Origin of the sequence: Roseateles sp. DAIF2, from assembly GCF_015624425.1 — a bacterium.
Lineage (GTDB): Bacteria > Pseudomonadota > Gammaproteobacteria > Burkholderiales > Burkholderiaceae_C > Kinneretia.
In genome coordinates, this window is sequence record NZ_CP049919.1 from 201714 (window position 1) to 226934 (window position 25221).

Consider the following 25221-nt stretch of genomic DNA (forward strand, 5'->3'; position numbering starts at 1 on the left):
GGCGCTGTAGCGTCCGGCCGGGTGTTTCCCGGCCGCGCGCGCGGCGGGCGGCGCCTACACTTGCGGCCATGAGCGAGCACCCCTCCATCGCATTCATCGGCGGCGGCAATATGGCCAGCGCCATCATCGGCGGCCTGCTGCGCAGCGGCCGGCCGGCCGCATCGCTGCGCGTGATCGAACCCTATGCGCCGCAGCGCGAGCGCCTGGCCCAGCAGTTCGGCCTGGCCGCCCTGGCCGCGCCGGACGACTCGCTGGCCGGGGCCGGCCTGGTGGTGTGGGCGGTCAAGCCGCAGCTCTTCGCCGAGGCGGCCGCGCCCTGCCGGGGCCTGGTCGCGGGGGCGCTGCAGCTGTCGGTGATGGCGGGCATCCCGAGCGAGGCGCTGGCGCGCGCCAGCGGCAGCGAGCGGGTGGTGCGCGCGATGCCCAACACGCCGGCGCTGATCGGCCAGGGCATGGCGGGCCTGTACGCGCGCGCCGCGGTGTCGGCCGCGGACCGCCAACTTGTCGAAGAGGTGCTGCGCCCGACCGGCGCCACCCTGTGGGTCGAGCAGGAGAGCCAGATCGACGCGGTGACCGCGCTGTCGGGCTCCGGGCCGGCCTATTTCTTCTTCGTCGTCGAAGCGATGATGCAGGCGGCGCAGGAGCTGGGCCTGTCGGCCGAGCAGGGCCGCCAGCTGGCCCTGGCCACCTGCGCCGGCGCCGCCGCGCTGGGCCTGCAATCGGCCGATTCGCCGACCCAGCTGCGCGAGAAGGTCACCTCCAAGGGCGGCACCACCCATGCGGCGATCAGCAGCCTGCAGGCCGACGCGGTCGACGCCGCGATCGTGCGCGCGGTGCGCGCCGCCGAGGCGCGCGCACGCGAGCTGGGCGCCGAGTTCGGACGCTGAGGCACGGTCGATTTCGATGGGGATTGCCGGCCGAGCGGGCTTGCGTGCCTGGTTGCGCGCGCCCGGGTCCCTGAGCCGCCGCCTGGCGGCGCTGGGTGAACGTTACGAGGTCCAGGTCTTGCGCCAGACCGTGGCGCCGCTGCGCGCGGCCGAGAAGCGCGCGCTGGGCCTGCCGCGGCGCGGCTGCACGGTGGTGCGCGAGGTGATCCTGCGCGTCGACGGCGAGCCGCTGGTCTGGGCCCGCTCGGCCCTGCATGGCGCGGCGCTGGCCGGGCCCTGGAAGGCGCTGAAGGGCCTGGGCGCCAAGCCGCTGGGGCATCTGCTCTATGCCGACCGGCGCGTCGCGCGCAGCGAGCTGCAGCCGCGCCGCCTGGCCCGCCATGGCCACACCTGGCGCCAGATGGCAGGCCAATGGGAGGCCGCCACCGGCGCGCCGCCCTCGGCGCTGATGCTGTGGTCGCGCAACTCGGTGTTCACCCGCCAGGGCGCGCAGCTGCGCGTGATGGAGCTGTTCGCGCCGACGCTGGCCGCGCAGACGCCGCGGCGCGGGCGCGCCCGGCGGCGCTGAGCGCAGGCCCGCGGCGCACAATGGCGCGCCATGCCCGCCGCCGCCCCGCCACCATCAAGCTCCCTGTCCGAACGTGTGCGGCACTGGCTGCGGGCGCTGCGCCCGGCCGCCCAGCCGCTGGATGGGCGCGAACGCCTGCGCGTCGTGCTGGGCGCCGGCCTGGGCCTGCTGCTGACCGCGCTGCTGAGCGAATGGCTGCTGCCGCACCGGCCGGGCCTGCCCTGGCTGGTGGCGCCGCTGGGGGCCAGCGCGGTGCTGGGCGGCAACACCCTGTCGGCCCTGGTGGCGGCGCTGTCGCGCAGCGCCTAGGCTTTGTCGCTGCCGGCGATCCGGCGCAGCAGCGCCGCGCGCCGCGCCAGGCTCTGCGCCGGCCAATGCTGTTCGCGGTCGTAGTAGCCGGGCATTACCGGCACGCCGTCCTCGGGCAGCCGTAGCCAGGGCTGCCTGGATGCGGTGAAGATGTGGATGTCGGGCGGCAGGCGGTCCGGTTCGTCCAGGGTGCCGACGCGCACGAAGGCGACCGCGCGGCCGGCGCCGGCGTAATGGCTCCACAGCGCGAGGCGGCAGCCGGGGCAGCGCGCGATCAACTGGCCCTGGCCGCTGGCCGAGGGCGTGTGCACCAGCTCGGGCGTGCCGGCCAGCAGGGTGAGGCGCTCGGCCTCGATCATCGCGTTCAGCGCGAAGGCCGAGCCGGTTTCGCGCTGGCACCAGCGGCAATGGCAGCAATGCACGAACAGCGGCGCGCTCTCCAGCCGGTAGCGCAGCGCGCGGCAGTCGCAGCCGCCCTCGGCGGGCCGCCAGACGGCGCCCGCATCCCCGTTCATACCCGGCTGTCGAGCTGCGAAACTGGCAGCCCCGGCACGCCGGACAGCGCCGCGGGCTCCAGCGGCAGCCAGGCCTGCCGGCCGTCGGTGGTGCGCACGCAGCGCGCGCGCTGGCCGGCGCTGCTCAGGCTGCCGGGTTTGAGCGCGCCGTCGCAGCGCTCGGCCGGGGCCAGCTCGCGGGCCGCGACCAGCAGCACCGGATCGGCATCGAAGCGCCCCAGCGCCGCCGCGCCGGCCTCGGCCGCGCTGGCATAGAGCGCGACCACCGGGCCGGCCGGCTCCGCCGGCGACGGCACCAGGCTCTGGCAGCCGGCGCACAGGAGCAGCAGGGGCAGGATGGAGAGCGGCAGCGCGGACTTCATGGCGGCGGGCGAGAAAGCAAGGATCGCAGCGCCGATTCTGCGCAGCGCCGCCGGCGCCGGCCATCGGCATTTCCCCCGGCTGCCACGCGCACGCGACCGCTGGCCGCGGCGGCCGCGCGGCGCTCTAATGGACCGATGCAGCCAGATGCTTCCCCCTCCTCTTTCGACCCGGAACTGCTCGACGCGGCGATCGCCTTCGCCCGGGCCCATGAATGCCCCTGGCCGCGCGAGCCGGCCGCCGATGCCTCGGCCTGGGGTGTGCATCACGAGGATCCGCCGCCCTACAACCGCCTGCGCGGCCCGGTGCATGCGCGCGGGCCGCAGGGCGGGGTGGTGTGGCAGGGCGGCCGCGAGATCGCCGCCTGGGGCGAGCCGGAGCGGGCGGACCTGACCTTCAGCATCGCCAAGACCTATCTGGCCCTGCTGGCCGGCATCGCGCAGCGCGACGGCCTGCTGCCCGACGAGCACCGCCCGGTGGCCGAGCAGCTGCCCGGCATCGGCTTCGACGACACGGCGCACAACCGCGCGATCACCTGGGCCATGCTGCTGGAACAGACCAGCGAATGGGAGGGCAGCTGCTTCGGCCTGCCGGACCAGGTGGAGCGCTGGCGCAAGGTCTCCAACGACCCGCGGCCCGCCGGCGGCCCCAAGGGCGGCGCGCGGCCGCTGCAGGCGCCGGGCTCCTACTGGGAATACAACGATGTGCGCATCAACCAGCTGGCGCTGGCCCTGCTGCACCTGTTCCGCCGCCCGCTGCCGGAGCTGTTCCTGCACGAGATCCTGGCGCCGCTGGGCGGCGGCGCGGGCTTCGCCTGGCGCGGCTATGACGATGCCTGGCTGGAGCTGCCGGGCGTCGGCCGCGTGCAATCGGTGCCGGGCGGCACGCATTGGGGCGGCGGCGTCTCGATCGGCGCGCGCGACCAGGCGCGCATCGGCCGGCTGCTGCTGGACGGCGGCGCGCACCAGGGCCGGCAGATCCTGCCGCGCGCCTGGGTCGAGAAGCTGCAAACGCCCTGCGCGGTGGCGCCCTTCTACGGCCGCCTGGTCTGGCTGAACCGCGACGGCCGGGCCTTCCCCGGCGCCTCGACGCAGAGCTACTTCATGGTCGGCGCCGGCGGCCATTACACCTGGATCGAGCCGGCGCTGGAGGCGGTGGTGGTGCTGCGCTGGCTGGACGGCGCCCATGCGCCCGGGGTGATGAGCCGGCTGAGCCGGGCGCTGGCGGGGTGACGATCGGCAGGAGCCGCCCTGGCGCGCTTCTGCAAGAATGCCCCGACCCTCCCAATGGGGCTGGCTTGAGAGAGAAAGCGGACACCATGTACGGTCTGATCGGCAGTTTCAGGGCCGCGCCCGGCCGGCGCGCGGAGTTGATCGAGATCCTGCTGGCCAGCGTCGGCGCGATGCCGGGCTGCCGCAGCTATGTCGTGGCCGAGGATCCGGTCGACGCGGAGCTGGTCTGGATCACCGAGGTCTGGGACGACGCGGCCGCGCACAAGGCCTCGCTGCAGCTGCCGGCGGTGAAGGCGGCGATCGCGCGGGCGATGCCGCTGATCGCCGGCTTCGGCGAGCATCGCGAGCTGAAGGTGGTCGGCGGCCACGGGCTGGCCGCATGAGCGCCGCGCGGGGCCGCCCCAAGCAAGCTCGTTCCCGCTTGGCGGGACAGACCGCAGGCCGAAGGGTACACCCATGAGCGCCGCGCTGGTGGTGCTGCTCGGCGGGCTGATTGCCGGTGCGCTCGACATCCTGTTCGCGATCTCCTTCGCGGCCTGGAACGGCACGCGGCCGGTGCAGCTGCTGCAGATCGTCGCCAGCGGCCTGTTCGGCAAGAGCGCGCTGAGCGGCGGGCTGCCGATGGCGGCGATGGGCCTGGCGCTGCATTTCCTGCTGTCCCTGCTGTGGGCCGGCCTGTTCCTGGCGGCGGCCTGGCTGCGCCCGGCGCTGGCGCAGTCGCCCTACCTTTATGGCCTGCTGTTCGGCGTGCTCGTGTTCTTCGCGATGCGGCTGGTGGTGCTGCCGCTGTCGGCCTTCCCCTTCCCGGTGAGCTTCAAGCCCCTGGCCACGGTGCTGGACCTGCTGTCCCACATGCTGCTGTTCGGCCTGCCGATCGCGCTGGCGGTGCGGCGGGCGCTGGCGCCGGCCTGAAACGCGCGCGGCGCCCATCGCCCGCGCATGCTCGGCGGGCGCTGCGCCACGGCGATGCCGTCGATACACTGGCCCGGATGACGACAAGCAGCAGCAAGCGTGAACATAACCTCGAGCTGGCCGCGGCCCTGCTCGACTGGAACCGGCGCCATCTGCGCCAGGGCGCGCCGCTGGACGTGGCCCTGATCGGCGAGCGCTTCGCGCCGCAGTTCGTGGTCGAGGCCAATGGCCGGCGCTACGAGGCGGACCGGCCGGCCTATCTGGCCTTCCTGGAAGGCTTTCGGCGCGACATCGCGCAGATCGACTACCGCGTCCACCACCGCGTCGCCGATGACAATGGCGTGGTGCTGGCGATGGGCGCCGAGGTGACGCGCCTGGACGGCCGGCTGGACCGCTTCGAGGCGATGCTGCTGCTGCGCTTCGATGCGCAGGGCCTGCTGACCCTGTGGCATGAGGTCTATCTGCCGGCGCCTGCCGCCGCCGCGGCCTGAGCCTGCCAGCGCCTCAGGCGTTGCGCAGCGCCAGGTCCGCCACCGTGCCGACAAACACCGCGAAACCGACCCAGTGGTTCTCGCGGAAGGCCTTGAAGCAGCCCTCGCGGCTGCGGTCCTTGATCAGGGTGTAGTGCCAGACCACCTGGGCCGCCGCCGCGGCGATGCCCAACAGGAACCACAGACCCAGGCCCAGGTGCTGGCCGATCGCGGCCCAGCTGGCGAGATGGATCGCGTAGAAGGCCATCACGCCGACGACGTCGAAGCGACCCAGGGTCAGGGCCGAGGTCTGGATGCCGATGCGGATGTCGTCGTCGCGGTCGACCATCGCGTACTCGGTGTCGTAGGCCAGCACCCAGAACAGGTTCGACAGCAGCAGGGCCCAGGCCGACAGCGGCACCGCGCCGCGCAGCGCCTGCCAGCTCCAGTCGTTGCTGCCCAGCGCCGCGCCGAAGGCCATCGGGATGCCGAAGGAAAAGGCCACGCCCAGCACCGCCTGCGGCATCGAGACCACGCGCTTCGCATAGGGATAGACCAGCGCGACGATCAGCGCCGCGAAGGACAGCGCGATGGTCGGCGCATTGGTGGTCAGCACCAGGCCGAAGGAGACCAGGGCCAGCGCCGCGCCCAGCAACAGCGCCTCCTTGACCGAGACCGCGCCGCTGGTGACCGGGCGGTTCGCGGTGCGCTTCACATGCAGGTCGAACTCGCGGTCCGCCACATCGTTGACGCAGCAGCCGGCCGAGCGCATCAGCACCGTGCCCAGGGTGAACACCGCCAGCAGATGCCAGCCCGGCCAGCCGTCCGAGGCGACCCACAGCGCGCTGAGCGTGGGCCACAGCAGCAGCAGCCAGCCGGCCGGGCGGTTCCAGCGGATCAGATCGAGGTACAGGGACAGGCGGGACGGGGCTTGGCTACTCATGGCGGAATATTGTCTCAGCGCCGAGGGTGTATAACCCCGCCCCACACAGCACAGTCATCAGCAAGGAGCCGTCATGGGCGCACAGTGGAAAGCCAAACACAAGGACCTGGCGGCCAATGCCAAGGGGCGGATCTTCACCAAGCTCTCCAAGGAGATCATGCAGGCCGCGCGCGGCGGCGCCGATCCGGACATGAACGCGCGCCTGCGCATGGTGGTGGAGCAGGCCAAGAAGGCCTCGATGCCGCGCGACACCTTGGAGCGGGCGATCAAGAAGGGCGCCGGCCTGCTGGGCGAGGCGGTGACCTTCGAGCGCGTCACCTACGAGGGCTTCACGCCGCACCGCGTGCCGCTGATCGTCGAATGCCTGACCGACAACGTCAACCGCACCGTCTCCGAGATGCGGGTACTGTTCCGCAAGGGCCAGCTCGGCGCGGCCGGCTCGGTGTCCTGGGACTTCGACCATGTGGGTCTGATCGAGGGCGCACCGGCGGCGCCCGGCGCCGATGCGGAGCTGGCCGCGATCGAGGCCGGCGCGCAGGACTTCGAGGCCTCGTCGGAGGAAGAGGGCGGCACCCTCTTCATCAGCGACCCGGCCGACCTGGATCTGGTCGTCAAGGCCCTGCCGGCCCAGGGCTTCAGCGTCAGCTCGGCCAAGCTGGGCTACCGGCCGAAGAACCCGGTCGGCGGCCTGGGCGCGGCCGAGCTGGAGGAGGTGGAAGCCTTCCTGGCCGCGATCGATGCGCATGACGACGTACAGGACGTGTACGTCGGTCTCGCTGCGACGGACTGAGGTCGCCTGGGCTGGCGTGCCAGCGCAATCAGCGCAGGGCTTGCCGAGCGTTGCGGGCCGGCGGCCCCGTCACCCCGGATACGCCGTGCCCCTCGTCAAGACGTCTTTTCGGTCCGCAGCGGAGCAGCGCCGATCGACGCCGCTCAGGCCTTGCGCTTCTCCAGCAACGCCCCCAGCTCGCCCACCAGGCCGCGCCGGAAGGCCAGCACGCAGAGGATGAAGATCAGGCCGGTGACCAGCGAGACCGATTCGCCCAGGCCGTTGAACCATTGCACGCCGGTCGCCTCGGCCAGGAACTTGCCGGCGTCGCCGATCTTGTTCTCCAGCGCGATGATGACCAGGGCGCCGACGATCGGGCCGACCATCGTGCCCATGCCGCCGACCAGGGTCATCAGGATCACCAGGCCCGAGGTGGTCCAGACCGCGTCGGTCAGGGTCGCGAAGCCCAGCACCAGGGTCTTGGTGGCGCCGGCCAGGCCGGCCAGCGCGGCCGACAGCACGAAGGCCACCAGCTTGAAGCGCTCGACGTCGTAGCCCAGCGAGGTGGCGCGCGCCTCGTTCTCGCGGATCGAGGTCAGCACCTGGCCGAAGGGCGAATGCACGGTGCGGTAGATCAGCCAGAAGGCGCCGATGAAGATCGCCAGCACCACGTAATACAGGGTCAGGTCCTTGCCGAGGTCCAGGCCCAGCAGCGTGCCGCGCGGCACGGCCTGCAGGCCGTCCTCGCCGCCGGTGAACTGCGCCTGCAGGAAGAAGAAGAACAGCATCTGGGCCAGCGCCAGCGTGATCATCGAGAAGTAGATGCCCGAGCGCCGGATCGCCAGCAGGCCGAACACCAGGCCGCAGGCCGCTGCCGCGGCGACGCCGAAGGCCAGGCCCAGCGGCACCGGCAGGCCCCAGACCTTCAGCGCATGGCCGGCGCCGTAGGCCGCCGCGCCGAGAAAGGCCGCATGGCCGAAGCTCAACAGGCCGGTGAAGCCGATCAGCAGATTGAAGGCGCAGGCGAACAGCGCATAGCACATCACCTTCATCACGAAGATCGGGTAGGCGCCCAGCAGCGGCAGCAGGGCGATGCCGGCGAACATCAGGCCGTAGCCGATCAGGGGGTTCTTCGTCTGGCTCATTTCTCTTTACCGAACAGGCCGGCGGGGCGGACCAGGAGGACGATCGCCATCACGACGAACACGACGGTGTTGGAGGCCTCGGGGTAGAACACCTTGGTCAGGCCCTCGATCACGCCCAGGCCCAGGCCGGTCAGGATGGAGCCGAGGATCGAGCCCATGCCGCCGATCACGACCACCGCGAACACCACGATGATCAGGTTGCTGCCCATCAGCGCGGTGACCTGCAGGATCGGCGCGGCCAGCACGCCGGCAAAGGCGGCCAGCGCGACGCCGCCGGCATAGGTCAGGGTGATCATGCGCGGCACGTTGATGCCGAAGGCCTGCACCAGCTTCGGGTTCTCGGTGCCGGCGCGCAGGGTGGCGCCCAGCGAGGTCTTCTCGATCAGCGCCCACACGGCCAGGCAGACCACGATCGAGGCCACCACCACCCAGGCGCGGTAGTTCGGCAAGATCATGAAGCCGAGGTTGGTAGCGCCCTGCAGCGCCTCGGGCACCGAGTACTGCTGGCCCGACACGCCGTAGAAGCTGCGGAAGATGCCCTCGGTCACCAGGGTGATGCCGAAGGTCAGCAGCAGGCCGTAGAGATGGTCCAGCTTGTAGAGCCACTGCAGCAGCAGCCGCTCGATCGCGATGCCCAGCACCCCGACCAGCAGCGGCGCCAGCAGCAGCATCACCCAGTAGTTCAGCCCCAGGTATTCCAGCCCCATCCAGGCCAGGAAGGCGCCCATCATGTAGAGCGCGCCATGGGCGAAGTTGATGATGTTGAGCATGCCGAAGATCACGGCCAGGCCCAGCGACAGCATCGCGTAGAACGAGCCGTTCACCAGGCCCAGCAGCAGCTGGCCCAGCAGGGCCGGCAGGGGAATGCCAAAAAAATCAGTCATGTCATGAACAGGTCCGATGGGCCGCCGCAGGCCGGCCCGCCTCGCACGGCACCCGCCGATCCGGCTTTGCCGAGCGGCCGGGTGCGCCCCCGTGAGGGGGCTCGCGAAGCGAGTAGGGGGTGGGTCATTTCTTGACGAGGGCGCACTTGCTCTCGGAGAGCTTGGTGTAGGCCTCGGCCGCGGGAATGACCTGGGCCACCTTGTAATAGTCCCAGGGCTCGGTCGACTCGGCCGGGGTCTTCACCTGCATCAGGTACATGTCGTAGCGCATGCGGCCGTCGGGGCCGATCTCGCCGTTCTTGGCGAAGAAGTCGTTGATCTTGGTGCCCTTCATCTTGGCGATCACCTTGTCGGCGTCGTCGCTCTTCAGGGCCTCGACCGCCTTCAGGTAATGCGTGGTGGCCGAGTAGTCGGCGGCCTGCAGCATCGAGGGCATGCGCTTCATCTTCTCGAAGAAGCGGCGGCTCCAGGCGCGCGACTCGGGGCTCTGGTTCCAGTACCAGCCGTCGGTCAGGTACATGCCCTGGGTGGCCTTCAGGCCCAGCGAGTGGATGTCGTTGATGAACATCAGCAGGCCGGCCAGCTTCATGGTCTTGGTGATGCCGAACTCGTTGGCCGCCTTGATCGCGTTGATCGTGTCGCCGCCGGCGTTGGCCAGGCCCAGGATCTGCGCCTTGCTGCCCTGCGCCTGCAGCAGGAAGGATGAAAAATCGCTGGCCGACAGCGGGTGCTTGACGCTGCCCACCACGGTGCCGCCGGCCTTCTGCACCACGGCGGTGGCGTCGCTCTGCAGCGAGGCGCCGAAGGCGTAGTCGGCGGTCAGGAAGTACCAGCTCTTGCCGCCGCTCTTCACCACCGCGTTGCCGGTGCCGTTGGCCAGCGCCACGGTGTCGTAGGCGTAATGCACGGTGTAGGGCGTGCAGTCCTCGTTGGTCAAGCGCGAGGAGGCGGCGCCGATCGAGATGAAGGGCTTCTTCTTCTCGGCCGCGATCTTGGCCATCGCCAGGTTGGCGCCGGAGTTGGTGCCGCCGATCAGCAGGTCCAGACCCTGGGTGTCGATCCACTCGCGCGCCTTGGAGGCGGCCACGTCGGCCTTGTTCTGGTGGTCGGCATAGATCAGCTCGATCTTCTTGCCGGCGACCTGGCCCTTCATGTCGGCGATCGCCAGCTTGATCGCCTCGACGCCGCCGGCGCCGTCGATGTCGGCGTACAGGCTGGACATGTCGGTGATGATGCCGATCTTCACCACGTCGCCCGACACCTGCGCCTGGGCGGTGCCGGCCGCGAGCCCGCAGGCGGCCAGGCTGGCCAGGGCGATGCGCGTGATGGCGGTTTTCGTTGTCATGCTTGTCTCCTTAGGGGTGAGTGACATCATCAAACGCTGAGCAGCTCGTCGAGCAGGGCCCGCTTGCTTTCCAGTTCGGCGGCGGCGAAGGACTCGACCACCTGGCCATGCTCGATCACGAAGAAATGGTCGGCCAGCGGCGCGGCGAAGCGGAAGTTCTGCTCCACCATCACGATCGTGAAACCCTGGGCCTTCAGGGTGCGGATCATGCGCGCCAGCGCCTGCACGATCACCGGGGCCAGGCCCTCGGAGATCTCGTCCAGCAGCAGGATGTCGGCGCCGGTGCGCAGGATGCGGGCCACCGCTAGCATCTGCTGCTCGCCGCCCGAGAGCCGCGTACCCTGGCTCTGGCGGCGCTCCGCCAGGTTGGGGAACATCGCGTAAATCTCGGCCTCGCTCATCGGCTTGCCGCGCCCGCCCTTCAGCGGCGGCGGCAGGCGCAGGTTCTCCTCGGTCGAGAGCGAGGCGAAGATGCCGCGCTCCTCCGGGCAGTAGCCCAGGCCCAGATGGGCGATGCGGTGCGTCGGCAGGCCGATGGTCTCCTCGCCATGCACCTTGATCGAGCCCTTGCGCTCGCCGGTCAGGCCCATGATGGCGCGCAGGGTGGTCGTGCGGCCGGCGCCGTTGCGGCCCAGCAGGGTCACGACCTGGCCCTTGGGCACCGTGATGTTGATGCCATGCAGGATATGGCTCTCGCCGTACCAGGCGTTCAGGTCCTTGATCTCCAGGGCGGCCGTCATCAATGCGCCCCTTGCAGCTCGGCGGCTTCGCTGCCCATATAGGCTTCGAGCACCGCGGGGTGGCGCGAGACCTCGGCATAGTCGCCCTCGGCCAGCACCGCGCCACGCGCCAGCACGGTGATGCGGTCGGCGATGGTCGAGACCACCTTCATATTGTGTTCGACCATCAGCACGGTGCGGCCCTCGGCGACGCGCTTGATCAGCGCGGTGACCCGCTCCACATCCTCATGGCCCATGCCCTGGGTCGGCTCGTCCAGCAGCATCAGCGCCGGCTCCATCGCCATCGTGGTGGCGATCTCGAGCGCGCGCTTGCGGCCGTAGGGCAGGTCGGCGGCCTTCAGCTGCGCCATCTCGCGCAGGTCCACCAGCTCCAGCAGGGCCATCACCTTGGCGTCCAGGCTCTTCAGCCCGGTCAGGTTCTTCCAAAAATGGAAGCTGGTTCCGGTGAAGCGCTGCAGGCCGATGCGCACGTTCTCCAGCACCGTCAGGTGCGGGAACACGGCCGAGATCTGGAAGCTGCGGATCACGCCGCGGCGGGCGATCTCGGCGGGCTTCTCGCCGGTGATGTCGACACCGTCGAACACGATGCTGCCGCGGGTCGGGGTCAGGAACTTGGTCAGCAGATTGAAGCAGGTGGTCTTGCCGGCGCCATTGGGGCCGATCAGCGCATGGATATGACCGCGCCGGACCTGCAGGTTCACGCCGTCAACGGCGGTGAAGCCCTTGAACTCCTTGGTGAGTCCCTTTGTCTCCAGGATGAGTTCGCCCATCTGCTACGTCTTTGAGTTGGACATTCAATGTAGGGCGATCCAGGGCGATACAGCCACCGGGAACTACCTGTACGTAGCTTTGCGCAAGGGCTTACCCGGATGCCGAATGGCAGGGGTGAAAGCGCTGCGTCAGGAAGTCAGGGGATGCCCAGCGTGCGGCCCATCAGCGCGGTGGCCCGATGCACGCCGTAGCGTTGGCGCAGCCGGGCGCGCAGCTTCTCGACCGTGCGCGGCGACAGGCCCAGACTGCGGGCGTTCTCCTTGGCCGTCTGGCCGCCGACCATGCCGGCCAGCACCTCGCGCTCGCGCGGCGTCAGGCCCTCGGGCTCGACCCCGCTCTGCAGCGGCTCGAACACCCAGGCCACCTCGCTCAGCGGCGCCTCGCGGTCGCGCGTATGGCCATGCACGCGGAACCATTGCATCAGGCCGTCGCGGCGCTGCATCAGGCGCTCGTCGCGGTAGCTGCCGCTCTGCTGCAGGCTGGCGAAGAGGCGCCGGCCGATGCGCTCGAACTCGGTCTCGGTGGCGAACAGCAGGCGAAAGCTCTGGCCGGTCAGCTGCTCGCGGCTGTAGCCGAACATCGTCGCGAAGGCCTCGTTGACCCATTCCAGCCGGCGGTCGCGCGCCAGCGCCAGCCCCAGCGGGCTGAGCGCCGCGAAGTCGTCGGCCGGGGAAAACCCGGGCGTAATCCTGGGGCTGTCGCACTCTTGCATGGCTGCCTAGGCTACCACCGCCCGATGTCCCACCCAGAGCCACAAGGAGACAAGCCATGCAGCGACTTCCGGCCCCGCTTTCCCGCACCGCCCTGGCCGTCCTGGCCCTGGTGCTGGCGGCCTGCAACTCGGACGACGACGACGCGGGCAGCCCCGCGCCGGAAACGCCGGCGCCGGTGGCCAATGCGCTGCCGGGCTTCATCAGCGGCAGCGTGGCCGCCGCCAGCTACGACGGCAGCAGCGACGACCTGCTGACCGCCGGCCTGGGCAAGACCGGCCTGCTGGGCGCCGCGCCGGCCTATGCCAACCCGGCCGCGCCGACCGCCGCCGAGCTGCGCCGCAACGCGATCCATACCAACTACCGCGCGCTGGTCGACTACACGCTGGCTGGCGGCTTCACGCGCCTGTACGGCCCGAACATCGACAACAGCGGCAACGACACGCTGGGCGAGGGCAAGATTGCCGGCACCGAGCACATCGCGGTGGCCGACGACGGCTCGGGCAAGCAGAACGTGGTGCTGATGGTGCAGGTGCCGGCCAGCTTCGACCGCGCCAACCCCTGCATCGTCAGCGCCACCTCCTCGGGCTCGCGCGGCATCTACGGCGCGATCGGCACCGCCGGCGAATGGGGTCTGAAGCGCGGCTGCGCGGTGGCCTATGCCGATAAGGGTACCGGCAACGGCGTGCACGACCTGATGACGGACCAGGTGCTGCAGATCGACGGCACCGCCGCCAGCGCCGGCACTGCCGCCAAGAAGGCGCATTTCAAGGCCGACATCGGCGACGCCGAGCGCCAGGCCTACAACGCCGCCTTCCCGAACCGCGTGGCCTACAAGCATGCGCATTCGCAGCAGAACCCCGAGAAGGACTGGGGCCGCGACACCCTGCGCGCGATCAAGCTGGCCTTCTATGTGCTCAACGAGAAATACGGCAGCGACATCGCCGGCCAGCCCGGCAAGAAGGAGGTGGTGATCAAGCCGGCCAACACGCTGGTGATCGCCTCCTCGGTGTCGAACGGCGGCGGCGCGGCGCTGGCCGCGGCCGAGCAGGACACCGAGGGCCTGATCGACGGCGTGGCCGTCACCGAGCCGAATGTGCAGCCCGGCGCCAACGCCGGCCTGACGATCAAGCAGGGCGCGGCGACGGTGGCCACGCACAGCAAACCGCTGGCCGACTACTTCACCTACGCCAACCTCTACCAGCCCTGCGCGGCCCTGTCCGCCCAGGCCGGGCTGTCGCTGAACGCCGCCTTCTGGCCGGCCGCCTACACGACGGCGGCGCAGAACCGCTGCGCCGCGCTGGCCGCGCGCGGCCTGGTCAGCGGCGCGACCCAGGCGGCTCAGGCCGACGACGCGCTGGCCAAGCTGAATGCCTATGGCTGGATGGCCGAGACCAACTTCCTGCAGCAATCGCATTTCCGCTTCGCGACCAACTCGATCGCGATGACCTATGTGAACGCCTATGGCCGCTTCAAGGTCAGCGACAACGTCTGCGGCTTCAGCTTCGCCAACACCAATGCCGCCGGCGACGTGATCGCGCAGGTGGCGGCCACCCAGGCCGGCCTGTTCGCCAGCGGCAATGGCGTGCCGCCGACCTCGGGCGTCAACATCGTCTACAACGACGCGGTGGGCGGCGCCAGGCTGGACTTCCTGGCCGTCTCGCCCGGCAGCGCCACGGCGGACTTCGCGCTGGACGGCGCGCTGTGCCTGCGCGCCCTGGTCACCGGCAAGGACCCGGCCAGCGGCAATGCGCTGTTCGGCAATATGAAGACCTGGTCGGACCGGGTCATCGCCGGCATCGCCGAGGCCCAGCTCGGCGCCAAGCTGCGCGGCCTGCCGACCATCATCGTGGCCGGCCGCAACGACACGCTGATCCCGGTCAACCATGCGGCCCGCGCCTATTACGGCAAGAACCTGCTGCAGGACGGTGCGGCCGCCAAGACTCGCTACTACGAGGTCACCAACGCCCAGCATTTCGACAGCTTCGTCGCCTTCGGTGCGTTGCTCGGCTATGACGCGCGCTATGTGCCGCTGCATGTCTACTTCGTGCGCGCGCTGGACCAGATGTGGGCGCATCTGAAGAGCGGCACCGCGCTGCCGGCCAGCCAGGTGGTGCGCACCACGCCGCGCGGCGCCGGCGCCCCGGCGTTGGCGGCGAGTAACGTGCCGGCCTGGGCCGCGACGCCGGCCGCGGCGGACGCGATCGGCTTCGATGCCGGGGTGCTGAGCGTGCCGCAGTAGGGATCTGTCGCCGCGGCATGCGGGAAGCGCCGGCTTGCTCTATGCTCGCCGGCGCTGCTTGTTCGTCAGCACCATCACCCCGATCGACCCGTGGAGGATCCCCGCATGCGCTCACTCAACGCCGCCGCCCTGGCCCTGACCCTGGCCGCTTCCTTCGGTGCCCAGGCCGCCGCACCGCAGATCAAGGCGCAGGCGCCCGGCTACTACCGCATGATGCTGGGCGACTTCGAGGTCACCGCGCTGAACGATGGCACCCTGATGCTGCCGGTCGACAAGCTGCTGCGCGAGAACCAGCCGGGTCAGGTCTTGCGCGCGCTGCAGCAGGCCTATCTGGGCCTGCCGCTGGAGACCTCGGTCAACGGCTACCTGATCAACACCGGCAGCAAGCTGGTGCTGATCGACACCGGCGCCGCCGGCGCCTACGGCCCCAGCACCGGCCGGCTGCTGGCCCATCTGAAGGCGGCCGGCTACCAGCCGGAGCAGGTCGACGAGGTCTACATCACCCATCTGCATTCCGACCATGCCGGCGGCCTGCTGGCCGAGGGCAAGCTCGCCTACCCGAACGCCACCCTGCGCATCGCCAGGCAGGAGGCCGAGCACTGGCTCAGCGAGGCCGCGATGGCCGCCGCGCCCGAGGCCGCCCGCGGCGGCTTCAAGGCCGCGCAGGCGGTGGTCAAGCCCTACCAGGAGGCCGGCCGCTTCAAGCCCTTCGATGGCGATGTCGAGCTGGTGCCCGGCGTGCGCGCCGTCGCCACCCACGGCCATACGCCCGGCCACACCGTCTACATGGTCGAGAGCAAGGGCCAGAAGCTGGCGGTCTGGGGCGACCTGATGCATGTGGCCGCGGTGCAGTTCCCCGACCCGACCGTGACGATCACCTTCGACAGCGATTCCGCCAAGGCGATGCCGCAGCGCCAGAAGGCCTATGCCGCCGCGGCCGAGGCCGGCTACTACGTGGCCGTGGCCCATGTGTCCTTCCCCGGCATCGGCCGCTTGCGCGCCGACGGCAAGGGCTATCAATGGCTGCCGGCCAACTACAGCAGCAAGCCCTGAGGGGCGGCCTCAGTCCTGCGGCACGAAGATCCACATCAGCAGGTAGATCAGCGCGCCGGTGCCGGCGCATAGCAGGGCCAGCGCGAACAGCAGGCGCAGCGCCCAGGACTCCAGCCCGGTGAAGCGCGCCAGGCCGCCGCAGACGCCGCCCAGCCAGCGGTCGTCGCGGCTGCGGCGCAGCCGGTTCAGCGCCGCGCCCTGGGCGAAGCCGCCGGCACCGCTGCTGCTGCCGCCCTCCAGCACGCGGGCCTTGGCGCGCGCGAATTCCTCGTCGCTCAGGGCGCCGCGCTGATGCAGATCGGCCAGGCGGTTCAGTTCTTCGCTGTCGGACATGATGAAGGGCTCCGTGAGGGTGACTGTTGTCGATGCTTCGCAGCGTAGCCCCTGAGGCGCGCCGCGGCGAGCCCGGGCCGACGGACTGCAATCCCCGCGGGACAGGCTTCAGCGGCGCGCGACCTGCGGTCGCCAGGCTCAACCGAGATAGCGCTGGCGCAACCGCTCGTAGCGGCCGTCGCGCTTGACCCGGTCCAGCGCCTCCTGCAGCCGGCGCACCAGGGCCGGATCGCAGTCGGGCGGCAGGCCGAACCAGTAGGCCCGCGTGACGTCCAGCGGCAGCGCCGGTGCCAGCGTGTTCAGCGGCAGCCTCAGCTGGCGCAGATGCCAGGCCGCGGCCCAGTCCAGCATCACGATCAGGTCCATGCGCCCGGCCAGCAGCTTGCGCAGATTGGCGGCATCGTCGAGCGCCCATTCCAGCTGGGCCGCATCGAGGCCCTCGGCCTGCAGCAGCCGCCGCGCCGCCGCCGACTCGCGCACCACGCCCACGCGTAACGCGCCCAGGGCCTGCAGACCGGCGGGCTGGAGGTCCTCGCGCGCGCTGAGGCGATAGACCAGGATGCGACGCGGGCTGATCGGCCCCACCCATTGGTACTGCGCCTCGCGCTCCGGCGTGCGGGTCAGCGAGAACAGCAGGCTGGGCTGGCTTGGCTGGGCCGCGGTGGCGGCTGTCTGCACCGCGCGCTGCCAGGGCAGCACCCGGATCTCGATCGGCAGCCCGGCCTCGGCCGCCATCAGGCGCGCCAGCTCGCTGCTGAAGCCCTGGGCCCGGCCCGCCTCCTCGTAGTTCAGCGGTGCCAGGTTCTCGGTGAAGCCGAGCAGCCGCGGCGCCGCGCCGGCCGTTGCCGCCGCCGCCGCCAGTGGCAGCCATGCCAGCAGGCCGCAACACAGCAGGCGACGAAGGAACGGACGGGACAGCCAGGACATCGGCGGCAGTGTAGGCCGCGCCTGCGACAGGACCTTGACGCGCCGCGTGACCGATTGCTCGGGCTTGCAGGGTGGATAGCTGGCTTGTCTATACAAGCCGGTTTGTCAATCGGACCGATGGGGGTGTGCGGCCCTTGCCGCCAACCGCTCAGGGCAACGCAGACTTCTTCATCGCGACAAAGCGGCTGCTGCTCGTGTCACCCGGGCCCTGCTCGAGCAGGAAGAAGATGGAGTCCCGCGCCGCTACGGCGGTCCAGAAGCGCCGCTGCAGCACCCGGCAGCCGGCGGCCCCGGCGAAGGGGTTGCAGGCGGCATTGAGGGCCGTCTGCCCGCGCGCCATTTCGAGGCGGCCATCGGGCAGCAGGCGCCAGGTCTGGCTGAACTCAGGGGCTATCTCCGGCTGCCCGGGGGAGGGGATGCCGCTCTCGATCGCGCCGCTGCCATCGCTGCGCAGGTGATACCTGGCCGGCTCCAGATACTGGGCCTTCAGGTTGCTGTTCCAGATGCCGGCGATGGTGCCCGCCTGGGGCAGGGCGGGGGCTGTGGCGGGGGCTTCCAATGCCATCAGTTCTTCGGCGCGCTGGAACTTGCCGTCCAGCCATTCTTCCAGCAGCCAGCGTTCCTCGCCGAGCGGTCCTTGCCCGAGGCGGAGGTAGCGATGCAGCAGCTTGCCATCCGGAAAGCTCAGCTCCAGCGCGCCGTCGGCCGTGCGAGCCCAGCTCAGATCCAGCCCGGCGCGCTCGAAGCGCGCGCTGCTGGCGCCGGTGATGTGCAGGATGTCCTGTCGCAGGCCTTGCGCCAGCGCGGCCGCGGTGGGGCCGATCCAGCGCTTGCCCGATGCCAGGGCCGCGGCGTCCAGTCCCGGCAGGGACCTGGCCTCGTAGCGGCGCATCAGGAACAGCTCCTTGCCCAGGTCTCGGCTGATCTGGGGGTAGTCGATGTTGCGACTTTCGCCGACGCGGCGCAGGCCCGCAGGGGTGAACAAGCCGTTGCCGGCGCCGCGATCCAGGATGCGCAACCCGGTGGTGGTCCAGCGCTCGGTGCTGGGCCTGGGATCCTGGGCAGTGGCTTCTTCGATCAGCGGTGCGTCGAACTTCAGCACCAGCGCATCCGCCTCCAGTTTCCAGCTGGCTCCGCGCGCCGTGCCACCCCAGTCGATCAAGGCCCGGCCATCGGGCTGCAGGGCCAGACGCAGGGTGTCGGAGCTGATCGCGCCACCGACACCATGGGTCAGGTAGAGCACGCGGGTGGCCGTGGCATCGCCCCCGAGCACCGGGGCCTGGCCGAGCAGCGGGTCGTCAGCGGTTTCGTCCCGGGTCTGCACCACCTTGCGCCAGTTCGTGTTCAGCTGGGCCCGCTGGAACTCGCTCAGGGCGCTTGCGGAGCTCAGCAGCTCGCGGGTGGTGGCGATGCCCGCCGGCAAGGCCACCTGATGGTCGATCACCAGCTTGGCCAGCGCCGCGGCATGCAGCAGCTCCTGTTGGCTCAGCGCCGCGCTGGCCTGCTGCAACTCGGCCTGGTTGCGGGGCTGGGCCGTCGAGCCACGCTGGGCGATCAAGCCGGCGATGGCCGAGCTGAGATGGTTGATACGCAGCGAGGGCAGGTTGGCGTCGCTGACCGTTGTGCTCTGGGCGGCCCGGGCCAGGACCGCGGCCTCGCCGATCAGGCTGCTCAGTTCGACATGCGCCTGGGCGCCAGTTCCCCGGGCATTCAGGCTGACGAAGTCGGCCGGCTTCTTGAGCTGGACGGGCAGGGTGTAGCGGCCCTGCGCATCGGTGGTGGTCTCGAAGACCTGCTCGCCGACGCGGGCGCTGACCTTGGCATTCGCGATCGGGCCGTCATGCACCAGGCCCTGCAAGGTCAGCGCGGCCGTCACGTTCAGGCTGACCTGGCCGGTGGCGCGGACATTGCCGACGCTGACCGCATAGGTGAAACCGTCTTCGCCATAGAAGTCGGGCTTGGGGGTGTAGCTGATGGCGCCGGCCGACACCGCTGCCGTGCCATTCTTGGGAGCGTCCACGATGCTCAGCACCGCATCGCCGCCGCTGGTGCGGTCGTTGTCCAGCACCTTGAGCGCGGTGGAGGGGGCGTTCCAGCCGAGGTCATAGCGATCCGCGCTGGCCTCGGCGGTCGGCGCCGGTGGGTCGTCGCCGCTACCGCCGCAGGCGGTCAGGGCCAGACACATCAGCGCCAAGGGGCGCAAGCGATCCATGCCGGAATCGGCCATCTTCCATCCTCCCTCAATATTGTTGGGGCGGATGGTAGGGCCAGCTTGCCCGGGTTCTGCTTAGCGTATGCCCGCGAATGCGCGATCCGCGAATCAGCCGTCGATCTTCTGCTGGAACACCAGCCCCGCATGCTCGCGCAGCGCGTGGAACTTGATCTTGGGCCAGTTCTCCTGCATCGCGCGCAGTTCGCCGGCGTATTCCAGCAGCACGGTGGGCGCGTTGACCGCGTCCCAGGCGACGCGGTGGGCGTTGTGATCGATGAAGCGGCGCAGCTCCTTCTCGCCACCATCCGCCTCGTCGCAGGTGACCCAGCGCGCGACGTTGTAGCGCGCCGCCATGACACGGGCCTTGACGCCGTACTCATGCTCCAGGCGGTGCGCGACCACCTCGAACTGCAGCTGGCCGACCGCGCCCAGCAGCAGCACGCTGCCGGCCTCGGGGCGGAACACCTGGATCGCACCTTCCTCGCCGAGCTGGCGCAGGCCCTCGCGCAGCTGCTTGGTCTTCAGCGGGTCGGCGACCTCGACGCTGCGGAACATTTCCGGCGCGAAGAAGGGCAGGCCGGTGAACTGCAGGGCCTCGCCCTCGGTGATGGTGTCGCCCAGCTGCAGCACGCCATGGTTGGGGATGCCGATGATGTCGCCGGCAAAGGCCTCGTCCAGCAGCTCGCGGCGCTGCGACAGGAAGCTCACGACGGTGTTGGGGCGCAGCTCCTTGCCGCTGCGCACGACCTTCAGGCGCATGCCGCGCTCGAAATGGCCGGAGGCCACGCGCAGGAACGCGATGCGGTCGCGGTGCGCCGGGTCCATGTTCGCCTGGATCTTGAACACCACGCCGCTGAACTTGGCTTCCTCGGGCTTGACGACGCGCTGCATCGCCGTGCGCTCGGCCGGCGCCGGGGCCAGCTCGACCAGGGCGTCCAGCACCTCCTGCACGCCGAAGTTGTTGACCGCGGAGCCGAAGAACATCGGCGTCTGCTGGCCGCCCAGGAAGTCCTCCAGCTCGAAGGCCGGTGCGGCCTCGCGGACCAGCTCGATCTCGCCCTGCGCGTTCTCGTACTGCATGCCGAAGCGCTCGGCATAGGCGGGGTTGTCCAGGCCTTCCAGCACTTCCTCGGTGCCGGCGACGCGGTCCTCGCCGGGCGAGAACACGCGCATGCGCTGCTGGCGCAGGTCCATCACGCCGTGGAAATGCTTGCCCATGCCGACCGGCCAGGTGAAGGGCACGACGGTCATGCCCAGCTCCTGCTCGATCTCGTCCATCAGCGCCAGCGGGTCCTTGACCTCGCGGTCCATCTTGTTGACGAAGGTCAGGATCGGCGTGTTGCGGGCGCGGCAGACCTGCAGCAGGCGCCGGGTCTGCGGCTCCACGCCGTTGGCCGCGTCGATCACCATCAGGGCCGCGTCCACCGCGGTCAGCACGCGGTAGGTGTCTTCCGAGAAATCCTGGTGGCCCGGGGTGTCCAGCAGATTGATCACGCAGTCGCGGTACTCCATCTGCATCACCGAGGAAGCCACCGAGATGCCGCGCTGCTTTTCGATCTCCATCCAGTCCGAGGTTGCATGGCGGCTGGCCTTGCGCGCCTTCACCGAGCCGGCGATCTGGATCGCGCCGGAGAACAGCAGCAGCTTCTCGGTCAGCGTGGTCTTGCCCGCGTCGGGGTGGGAGATGATCGCGAAGGTGCGGCGGCGACGGACTTCGCTGTCGATGCGCGAGGCGATGGGACTATCGGCGGACATGGTGATGAGGGCGTTCGGTCGAGCGGCCAGGGCGCTGGGTCAGGATGCAGCCGAGCCCGAGGCGCGCCTACTGGCACCACTTCGCGATGAAGTGGGTGGCCGGCCGGGCGGGGCAGGGCTTGGGAGAAGGGCGGATTATCGCAGGGGGCCCGCCCCGGGGCCCGGCCGCCGCCGCGCTTGGGGCATGCGGGTCGGTCCTGGCGAACCGAGCCGCAGCCTCTGCTGAGTGCGCGCGGCCGAGAGTCGGGTACAAATGCGCTGTTTGTGCCGCCGTCCCTTCGCCAGCCTCGGGCTTTCCGCCGAGCTTAAAGGTTGAGCCCCATGCCCATCCGCCCCGACACTCGCAATGACTGGCCCCTTGTCTGCGCCATCCACGATGCTGCAGGAGCTGAAGACGGCGGCGAGCAGAGCGAGGTTGCCGGCTTCGCGGCCTTCACCGCGGGCGAACCGGCCTGGCTCTATGTGGACCCGGCGCAGTCCGGCCCGGGCTGATAAGGCGCTCGGGCAAGCAGTCGACCAAGCAATCAATCGAGCGACCCACCAAGCAACATACCGCTGCAAGCCGGCGACCAATCGAATCCGCATGCCCAACCCCGTCACATCAATCACCGGCCCGACCCGTCCGGCGCAGCGTCGCATTCGACGCCACCTCGGGGCCGTCCTGACTCTCGTCGTCTGTGTGGTGACGGCACAGGCCCCGGCAGCGGCGTCCAGCGACGAGACCCATCCCAGCGTGGCGGCCTATGTCAGGGCCGGTATGTCGGAGCCCAGCATGCACTGGCTCTCGACCGAAGAGGGGGCGCCCGCGCTTTCCCGGGTGTTCGGAGTGGCCTATGGCGAGAACAACAGCGCGCGACCGGCCTTTGTCTTTGTGCTGGAGCGCCTGCCCGGTGGTCGAGGCTTCCGGGAGCTTGCCAGGTCCAAGCCCTTCGATTTTTCGGACGCCAGCGGGCGCACCGATATCGAGGCGCTGGAGGCGCAGTCCGACACGCGCTTCTCCCTGCAGATCAATGCGCGCTCGGCCTGCGGGGTCTACGTCACCCGCTATCGATTTGCGCAGCGCGAGTCGCCCGCCGTCTGGGGGCTGACCGGCATGGACACCCAGGAGCCCGCTTGCGGCCGCAACGGTGAAGTGGAGCTGGCCTCCAAGCGATCCACCAACTTCCTGACGGGCAAGGTGATTGAGCAGGCCTACAGGAACAACAAGCCGGCCTCCTCCCGCACCCGGCAGGTGGAATTCCCCGCGTTCTCGCTGGCCGACTTCGATGCCTTTTATCCCAGGTACGAGCCATGATGATCCCTCCCGCGGTGCGTGACGCCGCCGGTGACGGCATGTGGCGACCTCTCTGTGCCGCTTGTTTCTTCTCCTTCGCGATCGCCGCCCGCTGCAGCGTCTGGCTACTGCTTGTGCTGCTGGTGCCCGGTGCATGGGCGGCGGATGCAGAAGGTTTCAGCTTCGCCGGCCTGAGCCTCAAGACCACGGCGGCCGAGCTGCGCCAGCGCTATCCGGCTTCGCGGGTTGCCGGCAAGCATGTCCAGATGGCACCCGCCGAAGCCCGGGACCATGTGTACGGCATCACCCTTCCCGATGGCCCGGCGGCGGCAACGCTCAAGCTCAGTTTCGCGCGCAGCTTCCCGGAGCAGGCCGAGATGCTCGGCATCAGTCGCCTGTCCCGCTGAAGCTTGGTCAGGGGCTCGGGCCCGCCGTGCCCCGCATGGCGCCATTCCAGCTGACCGTCCGGCCCTCAGCCGCTGCCCGACGGCGCCGGCGGCCGCACCCACACCGACAGCGCGGCCGGCGCGCCCGTGCAGGGCGTCATCTGCAGCGCGCGCCATTTGTCGGCCGGGCTGAAGGTGGTGTCCGAACTGGCGCCGGCCACCACGCACAGGCCGCTGCCGCGCAGCTCCAGCCGGCCGTCGCTGCGGAAGTCGAAGGCCTGCAGCGCGGCGCTGGCGAAGGGCAGGGGCTCCGACACATGGGGCGTGACGCAGGGCTGGGCCAGCAGCGGCATCTGCGCCAGGCTGCGGCCGTTGCGGCCCAGCGCGGTCATGCAGACCTGTAGCCGGTAGAAGCGGACCTGGCCGCTGGCGGGGTCGTAGCGCACCGCCTGGTCCGGATAGGTGGCCGGGCCCTTGCAGTTGTGCGCGGCCAGCGGGATCGTGACATCGATCCAATCGCCCGAGCCGGCGATGTCGATGCAATAGCCGTCCTGCGGCCGGTCCAGCCGGTCCGCCAGCGCCAGATAGGGCTTGGGCTGGGCAAATACCGCGGCCGGGTTGCCATAGCCGGCCAGCACGGCCAGCAGGGTCAGGCCCAGCAGCCGGCCGGCGGTGCCGCCTTTGCGGGCAGGCGGGTGGTCGATGCTCATCGTCTAGTCCTCTCCCAGGTCGAACAGCAGTAAGTCGGCGGGCGCCTCCGGCGCGGCCTCCAGCTCGAAGGCGGCGCCGCGCGGCCAGGCCAGCGCATCGCCGGCCTGCAGCAGCTCCTCGGTGTCCCGCGTGGCCGGGCGCAGCCGCACCACGCCGGACACCACATGCAGGTACAGGCGCCGGCCCGCCGCCAGCGGGTTGGCCAGCCCCTGGCCGGCCGGCAGCCGGGCGCGCAGCACGCGCGCCTCGGCATCGATCGCCAGCGCCTCGGGCTCGCCATGGCCGGAGGCCCAGAGCTGCCAGCGGCCCTCGCGGCCGGCCTCGGCGAAGGCGCTCCAGGCGATGCCCGGCTCGGCGTCCTGCCGGCGCGGCAGCAGCCAGAGCTGCAGATGGTGGTCCTCCTGCTCGGGCGAGGCATTCATCTGGCTGTGCCAGATGCCGCGACCGGCGTGCATCACCAGCAGCTCGCCGGGCTGCACGTCCAGCCGGTTGCCGAGCGAATCCTCATGCTGCACGGCGCTGCGCAGCGGCATCAGGAGGATCTCCATGTCCCGGTGCGGGTGCATGCCGAAGCCGCTGGCCGGCCGGATGAAGTCCTCGTTCAGCACTCGCAGCGCCCCGAAATGCTCGCGCCCGGGCGGCGCGTAGTCGGCGAAGGCGAAGCTGAAGCGGGCGTCGAGCCAATCGGTCCGCATGCGGCCGCGCTCGGCACCGCGGCGGATCTCGTAGGGGGAGGAGGGAAGAGCCATGCGCCGATGCTAGGCAGTAGCTGCAGGAATGGATGACACTTCGGGGAATTGGTTTGATTCCAAAGAGGAAGTAATTGATGGCGGATTCCCCCAGCCTGCAGTCCCTGCGCGCCTTCCGGGCGGTGGCCGAGTCCGGCAGCTTCGCCCGCGCGGCGGCGCGGCTGGGCGTGACCGGCAGCGCCGTCACCAAGCTGGTGGCCGGGCTGGAGCAGGCGCTGGGCGTGCAGCTGCTGCAGCGCAGCACCCGCCGGGTCGGGCTGACGATGGCCGGCGAGGCCTTCCTGCCCGACTGCGCGCAGCTGCTGGACGATGCCGAGGCGGCGCTGGCGCGGGTGCGCGCGCTCGGCGATGCGCCGCGCGGCACCCTGCGCATCGCGCTGCCGACCTCGTTCGCGCTGCGCTGCCTGAGCGCGCGCCTGCCCGAGTTTCTGCTGCGTCATCCGGAGCTGCGCCTGGACCTGTCGCTGAACGACCGCTATGTGGACCTGGTGGCCGAGCGCTTCGACGGCGCGGTGCGCATCGGTAGCCGGCCGCTGCCCGATTCCAGCCTGGTGGCGCGGCCGCTGGGCCGGGTGCCGCGGGTGCTGGTCGCCGCGTCGCGCTATCTGCGCCAGGCCCCGGCGCTGGTGACACCGGCGGACCTGGTGGCGCACCAGGCCCTGGTCTATGCGCTGTCCAGCAGCGGCGATGCCTGGCCCTTCCGGATCGAGGACCGGGAGCTGGAGGTCGAGGTGAGCGGCTGCCTGCGCGTCGACAACAGCCTGGCGCTGCGCGAGACCCTGCTGGCAGGCCTGGGGCTGGCGCTGACGCCGCGCTTCGTCGTCGACGACCTGCTGGCCGATGGCCGGCTGCTGCCGCTGCTGGAGCCCTTCCTGCCCGCGCCGCTGACGGTCTATGCGGTCACCACCGCGCGCCGCTCCTTCTCGCCGCGGGCGCGGGTGTTCTTCGATTTCCTGGCGCAGGAGCTGGAGCGGGCCGGCTACGGCCTGGACTGAACGGGGAGGGCCGGGTCTTGCCCGG

The 25221-nt window shown here is 70.5% G+C and carries 29 protein-coding genes; 14 read left to right on the plus strand and 15 right to left on the minus strand.

Features of this window, described 5'->3' with window-relative positions:
* Nucleotides 1–68 precede the first annotated feature (68 nt).
* From proC to G8A07_RS00900, 3 genes are read left to right on the plus strand one after another with little or no spacing between them, the layout of a single operon-like run.
* Entirely contained in the window at nucleotides 69–887 is an 819-nt protein-coding gene (gene proC / locus G8A07_RS00890; RefSeq protein ID WP_195795265.1) for a pyrroline-5-carboxylate reductase, read from the plus strand.
* A 40-nt stretch (nucleotides 888–927) separates the two neighbouring features.
* Nucleotides 928–1455: a chorismate lyase gene (locus G8A07_RS00895; RefSeq protein ID WP_195795266.1), complete on the plus strand. Its 528-nt coding sequence runs from the start codon at nucleotides 928–930 to the stop codon at nucleotides 1453–1455.
* Between the two features lie 30 nt (nucleotides 1456–1485).
* Nucleotides 1486–1764 (plus strand): hypothetical protein, encoded by a 279-nt coding sequence (locus tag G8A07_RS00900; RefSeq protein WP_195795267.1) that lies wholly within the window; start codon nucleotides 1486–1488, stop codon nucleotides 1762–1764.
* Here the strand turns inward: G8A07_RS00900 and G8A07_RS00905 are convergent.
* Entirely contained in the window at nucleotides 1761–2279 is a 519-nt protein-coding gene (locus G8A07_RS00905) for a GFA family protein (RefSeq protein ID WP_195795268.1), read from the minus strand. The genes G8A07_RS00900 and G8A07_RS00905 overlap by 4 nt on opposite strands.
* Complete coding sequence (locus G8A07_RS00910; RefSeq protein ID WP_195795269.1) at nucleotides 2276–2641, minus strand: hypothetical protein; 366 nt, start codon at nucleotides 2639–2641, stop codon at nucleotides 2276–2278. Before G8A07_RS00910 ends, G8A07_RS00905 begins: the two co-directional genes overlap by 4 nt.
* Before the next feature lie 135 nt (nucleotides 2642–2776).
* On the opposite strand from G8A07_RS00910, the gene G8A07_RS00915 reads away from it, so the two are divergent.
* The 4 genes from G8A07_RS00915 to G8A07_RS00930 all read left to right on the plus strand — a co-directional run bounded on the left by G8A07_RS00915 (nucleotide 2777) and on the right by G8A07_RS00930 (nucleotide 5274).
* Entirely contained in the window at nucleotides 2777–3871 is a 1095-nt protein-coding gene (locus tag G8A07_RS00915) for a serine hydrolase (RefSeq protein WP_195795270.1), read from the plus strand.
* A gap of 86 nt (nucleotides 3872–3957) precedes the next feature.
* Entirely contained in the window at nucleotides 3958–4254 is a 297-nt protein-coding gene (locus G8A07_RS00920) for a putative quinol monooxygenase (RefSeq protein ID WP_195795271.1), read from the plus strand.
* Nucleotides 4255–4327: 73 nt separating this feature from the next.
* Nucleotides 4328–4783, plus strand: coding sequence for a hypothetical protein (locus G8A07_RS00925; RefSeq protein WP_195795272.1), 456 nt, complete (start codon nucleotides 4328–4330; stop codon nucleotides 4781–4783).
* A gap of 77 nt (nucleotides 4784–4860) precedes the next feature.
* A complete protein-coding gene (locus tag G8A07_RS00930; RefSeq protein WP_195795273.1) occupies nucleotides 4861–5274 on the plus strand; it encodes a nuclear transport factor 2 family protein in 414 nt (137 codons plus the stop codon).
* Between the two features lie 13 nt (nucleotides 5275–5287).
* Here the strand turns inward: G8A07_RS00930 and ubiA are convergent, their stop codons facing one another.
* Nucleotides 5288–6196 (minus strand): 4-hydroxybenzoate octaprenyltransferase, encoded by a 909-nt coding sequence (ubiA, locus tag G8A07_RS00935; protein ID WP_195795274.1) that lies wholly within the window; start codon nucleotides 6194–6196, stop codon nucleotides 5288–5290.
* Nucleotides 6197–6269: 73 nt separating this feature from the next.
* Between ubiA and G8A07_RS00940 the strand changes: the two genes are divergently transcribed.
* Nucleotides 6270–6986: a YebC/PmpR family DNA-binding transcriptional regulator gene (locus tag G8A07_RS00940; protein WP_195795275.1), complete on the plus strand. Its 717-nt coding sequence runs from the start codon at nucleotides 6270–6272 to the stop codon at nucleotides 6984–6986.
* A gap of 143 nt (nucleotides 6987–7129) precedes the next feature.
* Here G8A07_RS00940 and G8A07_RS00945 read toward each other — a convergent pair whose 3' ends face one another.
* From G8A07_RS00945 to G8A07_RS00970, 6 genes are all read right to left on the minus strand, one after another.
* Complete coding sequence (locus tag G8A07_RS00945; protein WP_195795276.1) at nucleotides 7130–8110, minus strand: branched-chain amino acid ABC transporter permease; 981 nt, start codon at nucleotides 8108–8110, stop codon at nucleotides 7130–7132.
* Nucleotides 8107–8994, minus strand: a complete 888-nt coding sequence (locus tag G8A07_RS00950) for a branched-chain amino acid ABC transporter permease (RefSeq protein WP_195795277.1) — start codon at nucleotides 8992–8994, stop codon at nucleotides 8107–8109. The genes G8A07_RS00945 and G8A07_RS00950 overlap by 4 nt, the downstream gene beginning before the upstream one ends.
* A 124-nt stretch (nucleotides 8995–9118) precedes the next feature.
* Entirely contained in the window at nucleotides 9119–10339 is a 1221-nt protein-coding gene (locus G8A07_RS00955) for an ABC transporter substrate-binding protein (RefSeq protein ID WP_195795278.1), read from the minus strand.
* Nucleotides 10340–10368: 29 nt separating this feature from the next.
* Nucleotides 10369–11079 carry an ABC transporter ATP-binding protein gene (locus tag G8A07_RS00960; RefSeq protein WP_195795279.1) on the minus strand — a complete coding sequence of 237 codons (711 nt, stop codon included), beginning with the start codon at nucleotides 11077–11079 and terminating at the stop codon, nucleotides 10369–10371.
* Nucleotides 11079–11849, minus strand: coding sequence for an ABC transporter ATP-binding protein (locus G8A07_RS00965; protein ID WP_195795280.1), 771 nt, complete (start codon nucleotides 11847–11849; stop codon nucleotides 11079–11081). Before G8A07_RS00965 ends, G8A07_RS00960 begins: the two co-directional genes overlap by 1 nt.
* A 137-nt stretch (nucleotides 11850–11986) precedes the next feature.
* Entirely contained in the window at nucleotides 11987–12562 is a 576-nt protein-coding gene (locus G8A07_RS00970; protein ID WP_195795281.1) for a PAS domain-containing protein, read from the minus strand.
* Nucleotides 12563–12618: 56 nt separating this feature from the next.
* Here G8A07_RS00970 and G8A07_RS00975 point away from each other — a divergent pair, with 56 nt between their 5' ends.
* Entirely contained in the window at nucleotides 12619–14802 is a 2184-nt protein-coding gene (locus tag G8A07_RS00975) for a 3-hydroxybutyrate oligomer hydrolase family protein (protein ID WP_195795282.1), read from the plus strand.
* 105 nt (nucleotides 14803–14907) lie between these two features.
* Nucleotides 14908–15855 carry an MBL fold metallo-hydrolase gene (locus tag G8A07_RS00980; protein ID WP_195795283.1) on the plus strand — a complete coding sequence of 316 codons (948 nt, stop codon included), beginning with the start codon at nucleotides 14908–14910 and terminating at the stop codon, nucleotides 15853–15855.
* 9 nt (nucleotides 15856–15864) lie between these two features.
* On the opposite strand, the gene G8A07_RS00985 is transcribed toward G8A07_RS00980, so the two are convergent.
* The 4 genes from G8A07_RS00985 to G8A07_RS01000 all read right to left on the minus strand — a co-directional run bounded on the left by G8A07_RS00985 (nucleotide 15865) and on the right by G8A07_RS01000 (nucleotide 21082).
* Complete coding sequence (locus tag G8A07_RS00985; protein ID WP_195795284.1) at nucleotides 15865–16188, minus strand: PspC domain-containing protein; 324 nt, start codon at nucleotides 16186–16188, stop codon at nucleotides 15865–15867.
* A 138-nt stretch (nucleotides 16189–16326) separates the two neighbouring features.
* Nucleotides 16327–17115, minus strand: coding sequence for an ABC transporter substrate-binding protein (locus G8A07_RS00990; RefSeq protein WP_195795285.1), 789 nt, complete (start codon nucleotides 17113–17115; stop codon nucleotides 16327–16329).
* 148 nt (nucleotides 17116–17263) lie between these two features.
* Entirely contained in the window at nucleotides 17264–19342 is a 2079-nt protein-coding gene (locus G8A07_RS00995; protein ID WP_195795286.1) for an Ig-like domain-containing protein, read from the minus strand.
* Nucleotides 19343–19435: 93 nt separating this feature from the next.
* Nucleotides 19436–21082, minus strand: coding sequence for a peptide chain release factor 3 (locus G8A07_RS01000; protein WP_195795287.1), 1647 nt, complete (start codon nucleotides 21080–21082; stop codon nucleotides 19436–19438).
* Nucleotides 21083–21403: 321 nt separating this feature from the next.
* On the opposite strand from G8A07_RS01000, the gene G8A07_RS01005 reads away from it, so the two are divergent.
* The 3 genes from G8A07_RS01005 to G8A07_RS01015 all read left to right on the plus strand — a co-directional run bounded on the left by G8A07_RS01005 (nucleotide 21404) and on the right by G8A07_RS01015 (nucleotide 22762).
* Nucleotides 21404–21574 (plus strand): hypothetical protein, encoded by a 171-nt coding sequence (locus tag G8A07_RS01005; protein WP_195795288.1) that lies wholly within the window; start codon nucleotides 21404–21406, stop codon nucleotides 21572–21574.
* A 91-nt stretch (nucleotides 21575–21665) separates the two neighbouring features.
* On the plus strand, nucleotides 21666–22376 hold the full coding sequence (locus tag G8A07_RS01010; RefSeq protein ID WP_195795289.1) for a hypothetical protein: 711 nt from the start codon (nucleotides 21666–21668) through the stop codon (nucleotides 22374–22376).
* On the plus strand, nucleotides 22373–22762 hold the full coding sequence (locus G8A07_RS01015) for a hypothetical protein (protein ID WP_195795290.1): 390 nt from the start codon (nucleotides 22373–22375) through the stop codon (nucleotides 22760–22762). The genes G8A07_RS01010 and G8A07_RS01015 overlap by 4 nt, the downstream gene beginning before the upstream one ends.
* Before the next feature lie 65 nt (nucleotides 22763–22827).
* Here G8A07_RS01015 and G8A07_RS01020 read toward each other — a convergent pair whose 3' ends face one another.
* Both G8A07_RS01020 and G8A07_RS01025 read right to left on the minus strand, forming a co-directional pair.
* Complete coding sequence (locus G8A07_RS01020; protein ID WP_195795291.1) at nucleotides 22828–23451, minus strand: RICIN domain-containing protein; 624 nt, start codon at nucleotides 23449–23451, stop codon at nucleotides 22828–22830.
* A 3-nt stretch (nucleotides 23452–23454) separates the two neighbouring features.
* Complete coding sequence (locus G8A07_RS01025; RefSeq protein WP_195795292.1) at nucleotides 23455–24201, minus strand: pirin family protein; 747 nt, start codon at nucleotides 24199–24201, stop codon at nucleotides 23455–23457.
* A 77-nt stretch (nucleotides 24202–24278) separates the two neighbouring features.
* Here G8A07_RS01025 and G8A07_RS01030 point away from each other — a divergent pair, with 77 nt between their 5' ends.
* Nucleotides 24279–25196: a LysR family transcriptional regulator gene (locus tag G8A07_RS01030; RefSeq protein WP_195795293.1), complete on the plus strand. Its 918-nt coding sequence runs from the start codon at nucleotides 24279–24281 to the stop codon at nucleotides 25194–25196.
* Nucleotides 25197–25221 lie beyond the last annotated feature (25 nt).

Excerpts from the sequence above, each read along its gene's own strand:
- G8A07_RS01010 (WP_195795289.1), top strand. The coding sequence starts at position 21,666 with ATGCCCAACCCCGTCACATCAATCACCGGCCCGACCCGTCCGGCGCAG.
- G8A07_RS00955 (WP_195795278.1), bottom strand. The coding sequence starts at position 10,339 with ATGACAACGAAAACCGCCATCACGCGCATCGCCCTGGCCAGCCTGGCC.
- proC (WP_195795265.1), top strand. The coding sequence starts at position 69 with ATGAGCGAGCACCCCTCCATCGCATTCATCGGCGGCGGCAATATGGCC.
- G8A07_RS00965 (WP_195795280.1), bottom strand. The coding sequence starts at position 11,849 with ATGGGCGAACTCATCCTGGAGACAAAGGGACTCACCAAGGAGTTCAAG.
- G8A07_RS00990 (WP_195795285.1), bottom strand. The coding sequence starts at position 17,115 with ATGTCCTGGCTGTCCCGTCCGTTCCTTCGTCGCCTGCTGTGTTGCGGC.
- G8A07_RS00960 (WP_195795279.1), bottom strand. The coding sequence starts at position 11,079 with ATGACGGCCGCCCTGGAGATCAAGGACCTGAACGCCTGGTACGGCGAG.
- G8A07_RS00930 (WP_195795273.1), top strand. The coding sequence starts at position 4,861 with ATGACGACAAGCAGCAGCAAGCGTGAACATAACCTCGAGCTGGCCGCG.
- G8A07_RS00945 (WP_195795276.1), bottom strand. The coding sequence starts at position 8,110 with ATGAGCCAGACGAAGAACCCCCTGATCGGCTACGGCCTGATGTTCGCC.
- G8A07_RS00900 (WP_195795267.1), top strand. The coding sequence starts at position 1,486 with ATGCCCGCCGCCGCCCCGCCACCATCAAGCTCCCTGTCCGAACGTGTG.
- G8A07_RS01025 (WP_195795292.1), bottom strand. The coding sequence starts at position 24,201 with ATGGCTCTTCCCTCCTCCCCCTACGAGATCCGCCGCGGTGCCGAGCGC.
- G8A07_RS00970 (WP_195795281.1), bottom strand. The coding sequence starts at position 12,562 with ATGCAAGAGTGCGACAGCCCCAGGATTACGCCCGGGTTTTCCCCGGCC.
- G8A07_RS00915 (WP_195795270.1), top strand. The coding sequence starts at position 2,777 with ATGCAGCCAGATGCTTCCCCCTCCTCTTTCGACCCGGAACTGCTCGAC.
- G8A07_RS01030 (WP_195795293.1), top strand. The coding sequence starts at position 24,279 with ATGGCGGATTCCCCCAGCCTGCAGTCCCTGCGCGCCTTCCGGGCGGTG.
- G8A07_RS00940 (WP_195795275.1), top strand. The coding sequence starts at position 6,270 with ATGGGCGCACAGTGGAAAGCCAAACACAAGGACCTGGCGGCCAATGCC.
- G8A07_RS01015 (WP_195795290.1), top strand. The coding sequence starts at position 22,373 with ATGATGATCCCTCCCGCGGTGCGTGACGCCGCCGGTGACGGCATGTGG.
- G8A07_RS01000 (WP_195795287.1), bottom strand. The coding sequence starts at position 21,082 with ATGTCCGCCGATAGTCCCATCGCCTCGCGCATCGACAGCGAAGTCCGT.
- G8A07_RS01020 (WP_195795291.1), bottom strand. The coding sequence starts at position 23,451 with ATGAGCATCGACCACCCGCCTGCCCGCAAAGGCGGCACCGCCGGCCGG.
- G8A07_RS00985 (WP_195795284.1), bottom strand. The coding sequence starts at position 16,188 with ATGTCCGACAGCGAAGAACTGAACCGCCTGGCCGATCTGCATCAGCGC.
- G8A07_RS00995 (WP_195795286.1), bottom strand. The coding sequence starts at position 19,342 with ATGGCCGATTCCGGCATGGATCGCTTGCGCCCCTTGGCGCTGATGTGT.
- G8A07_RS00910 (WP_195795269.1), bottom strand. The coding sequence starts at position 2,641 with ATGAAGTCCGCGCTGCCGCTCTCCATCCTGCCCCTGCTGCTCCTGTGC.
- G8A07_RS01005 (WP_195795288.1), top strand. The coding sequence starts at position 21,404 with ATGCCCATCCGCCCCGACACTCGCAATGACTGGCCCCTTGTCTGCGCC.
- G8A07_RS00950 (WP_195795277.1), bottom strand. The coding sequence starts at position 8,994 with ATGACTGATTTTTTTGGCATTCCCCTGCCGGCCCTGCTGGGCCAGCTG.
- ubiA (WP_195795274.1), bottom strand. The coding sequence starts at position 6,196 with ATGAGTAGCCAAGCCCCGTCCCGCCTGTCCCTGTACCTCGATCTGATC.
- G8A07_RS00905 (WP_195795268.1), bottom strand. The coding sequence starts at position 2,279 with ATGAACGGGGATGCGGGCGCCGTCTGGCGGCCCGCCGAGGGCGGCTGC.
- G8A07_RS00920 (WP_195795271.1), top strand. The coding sequence starts at position 3,958 with ATGTACGGTCTGATCGGCAGTTTCAGGGCCGCGCCCGGCCGGCGCGCG.
- G8A07_RS00980 (WP_195795283.1), top strand. The coding sequence starts at position 14,908 with ATGCGCTCACTCAACGCCGCCGCCCTGGCCCTGACCCTGGCCGCTTCC.
- G8A07_RS00975 (WP_195795282.1), top strand. The coding sequence starts at position 12,619 with ATGCAGCGACTTCCGGCCCCGCTTTCCCGCACCGCCCTGGCCGTCCTG.
- G8A07_RS00925 (WP_195795272.1), top strand. The coding sequence starts at position 4,328 with ATGAGCGCCGCGCTGGTGGTGCTGCTCGGCGGGCTGATTGCCGGTGCG.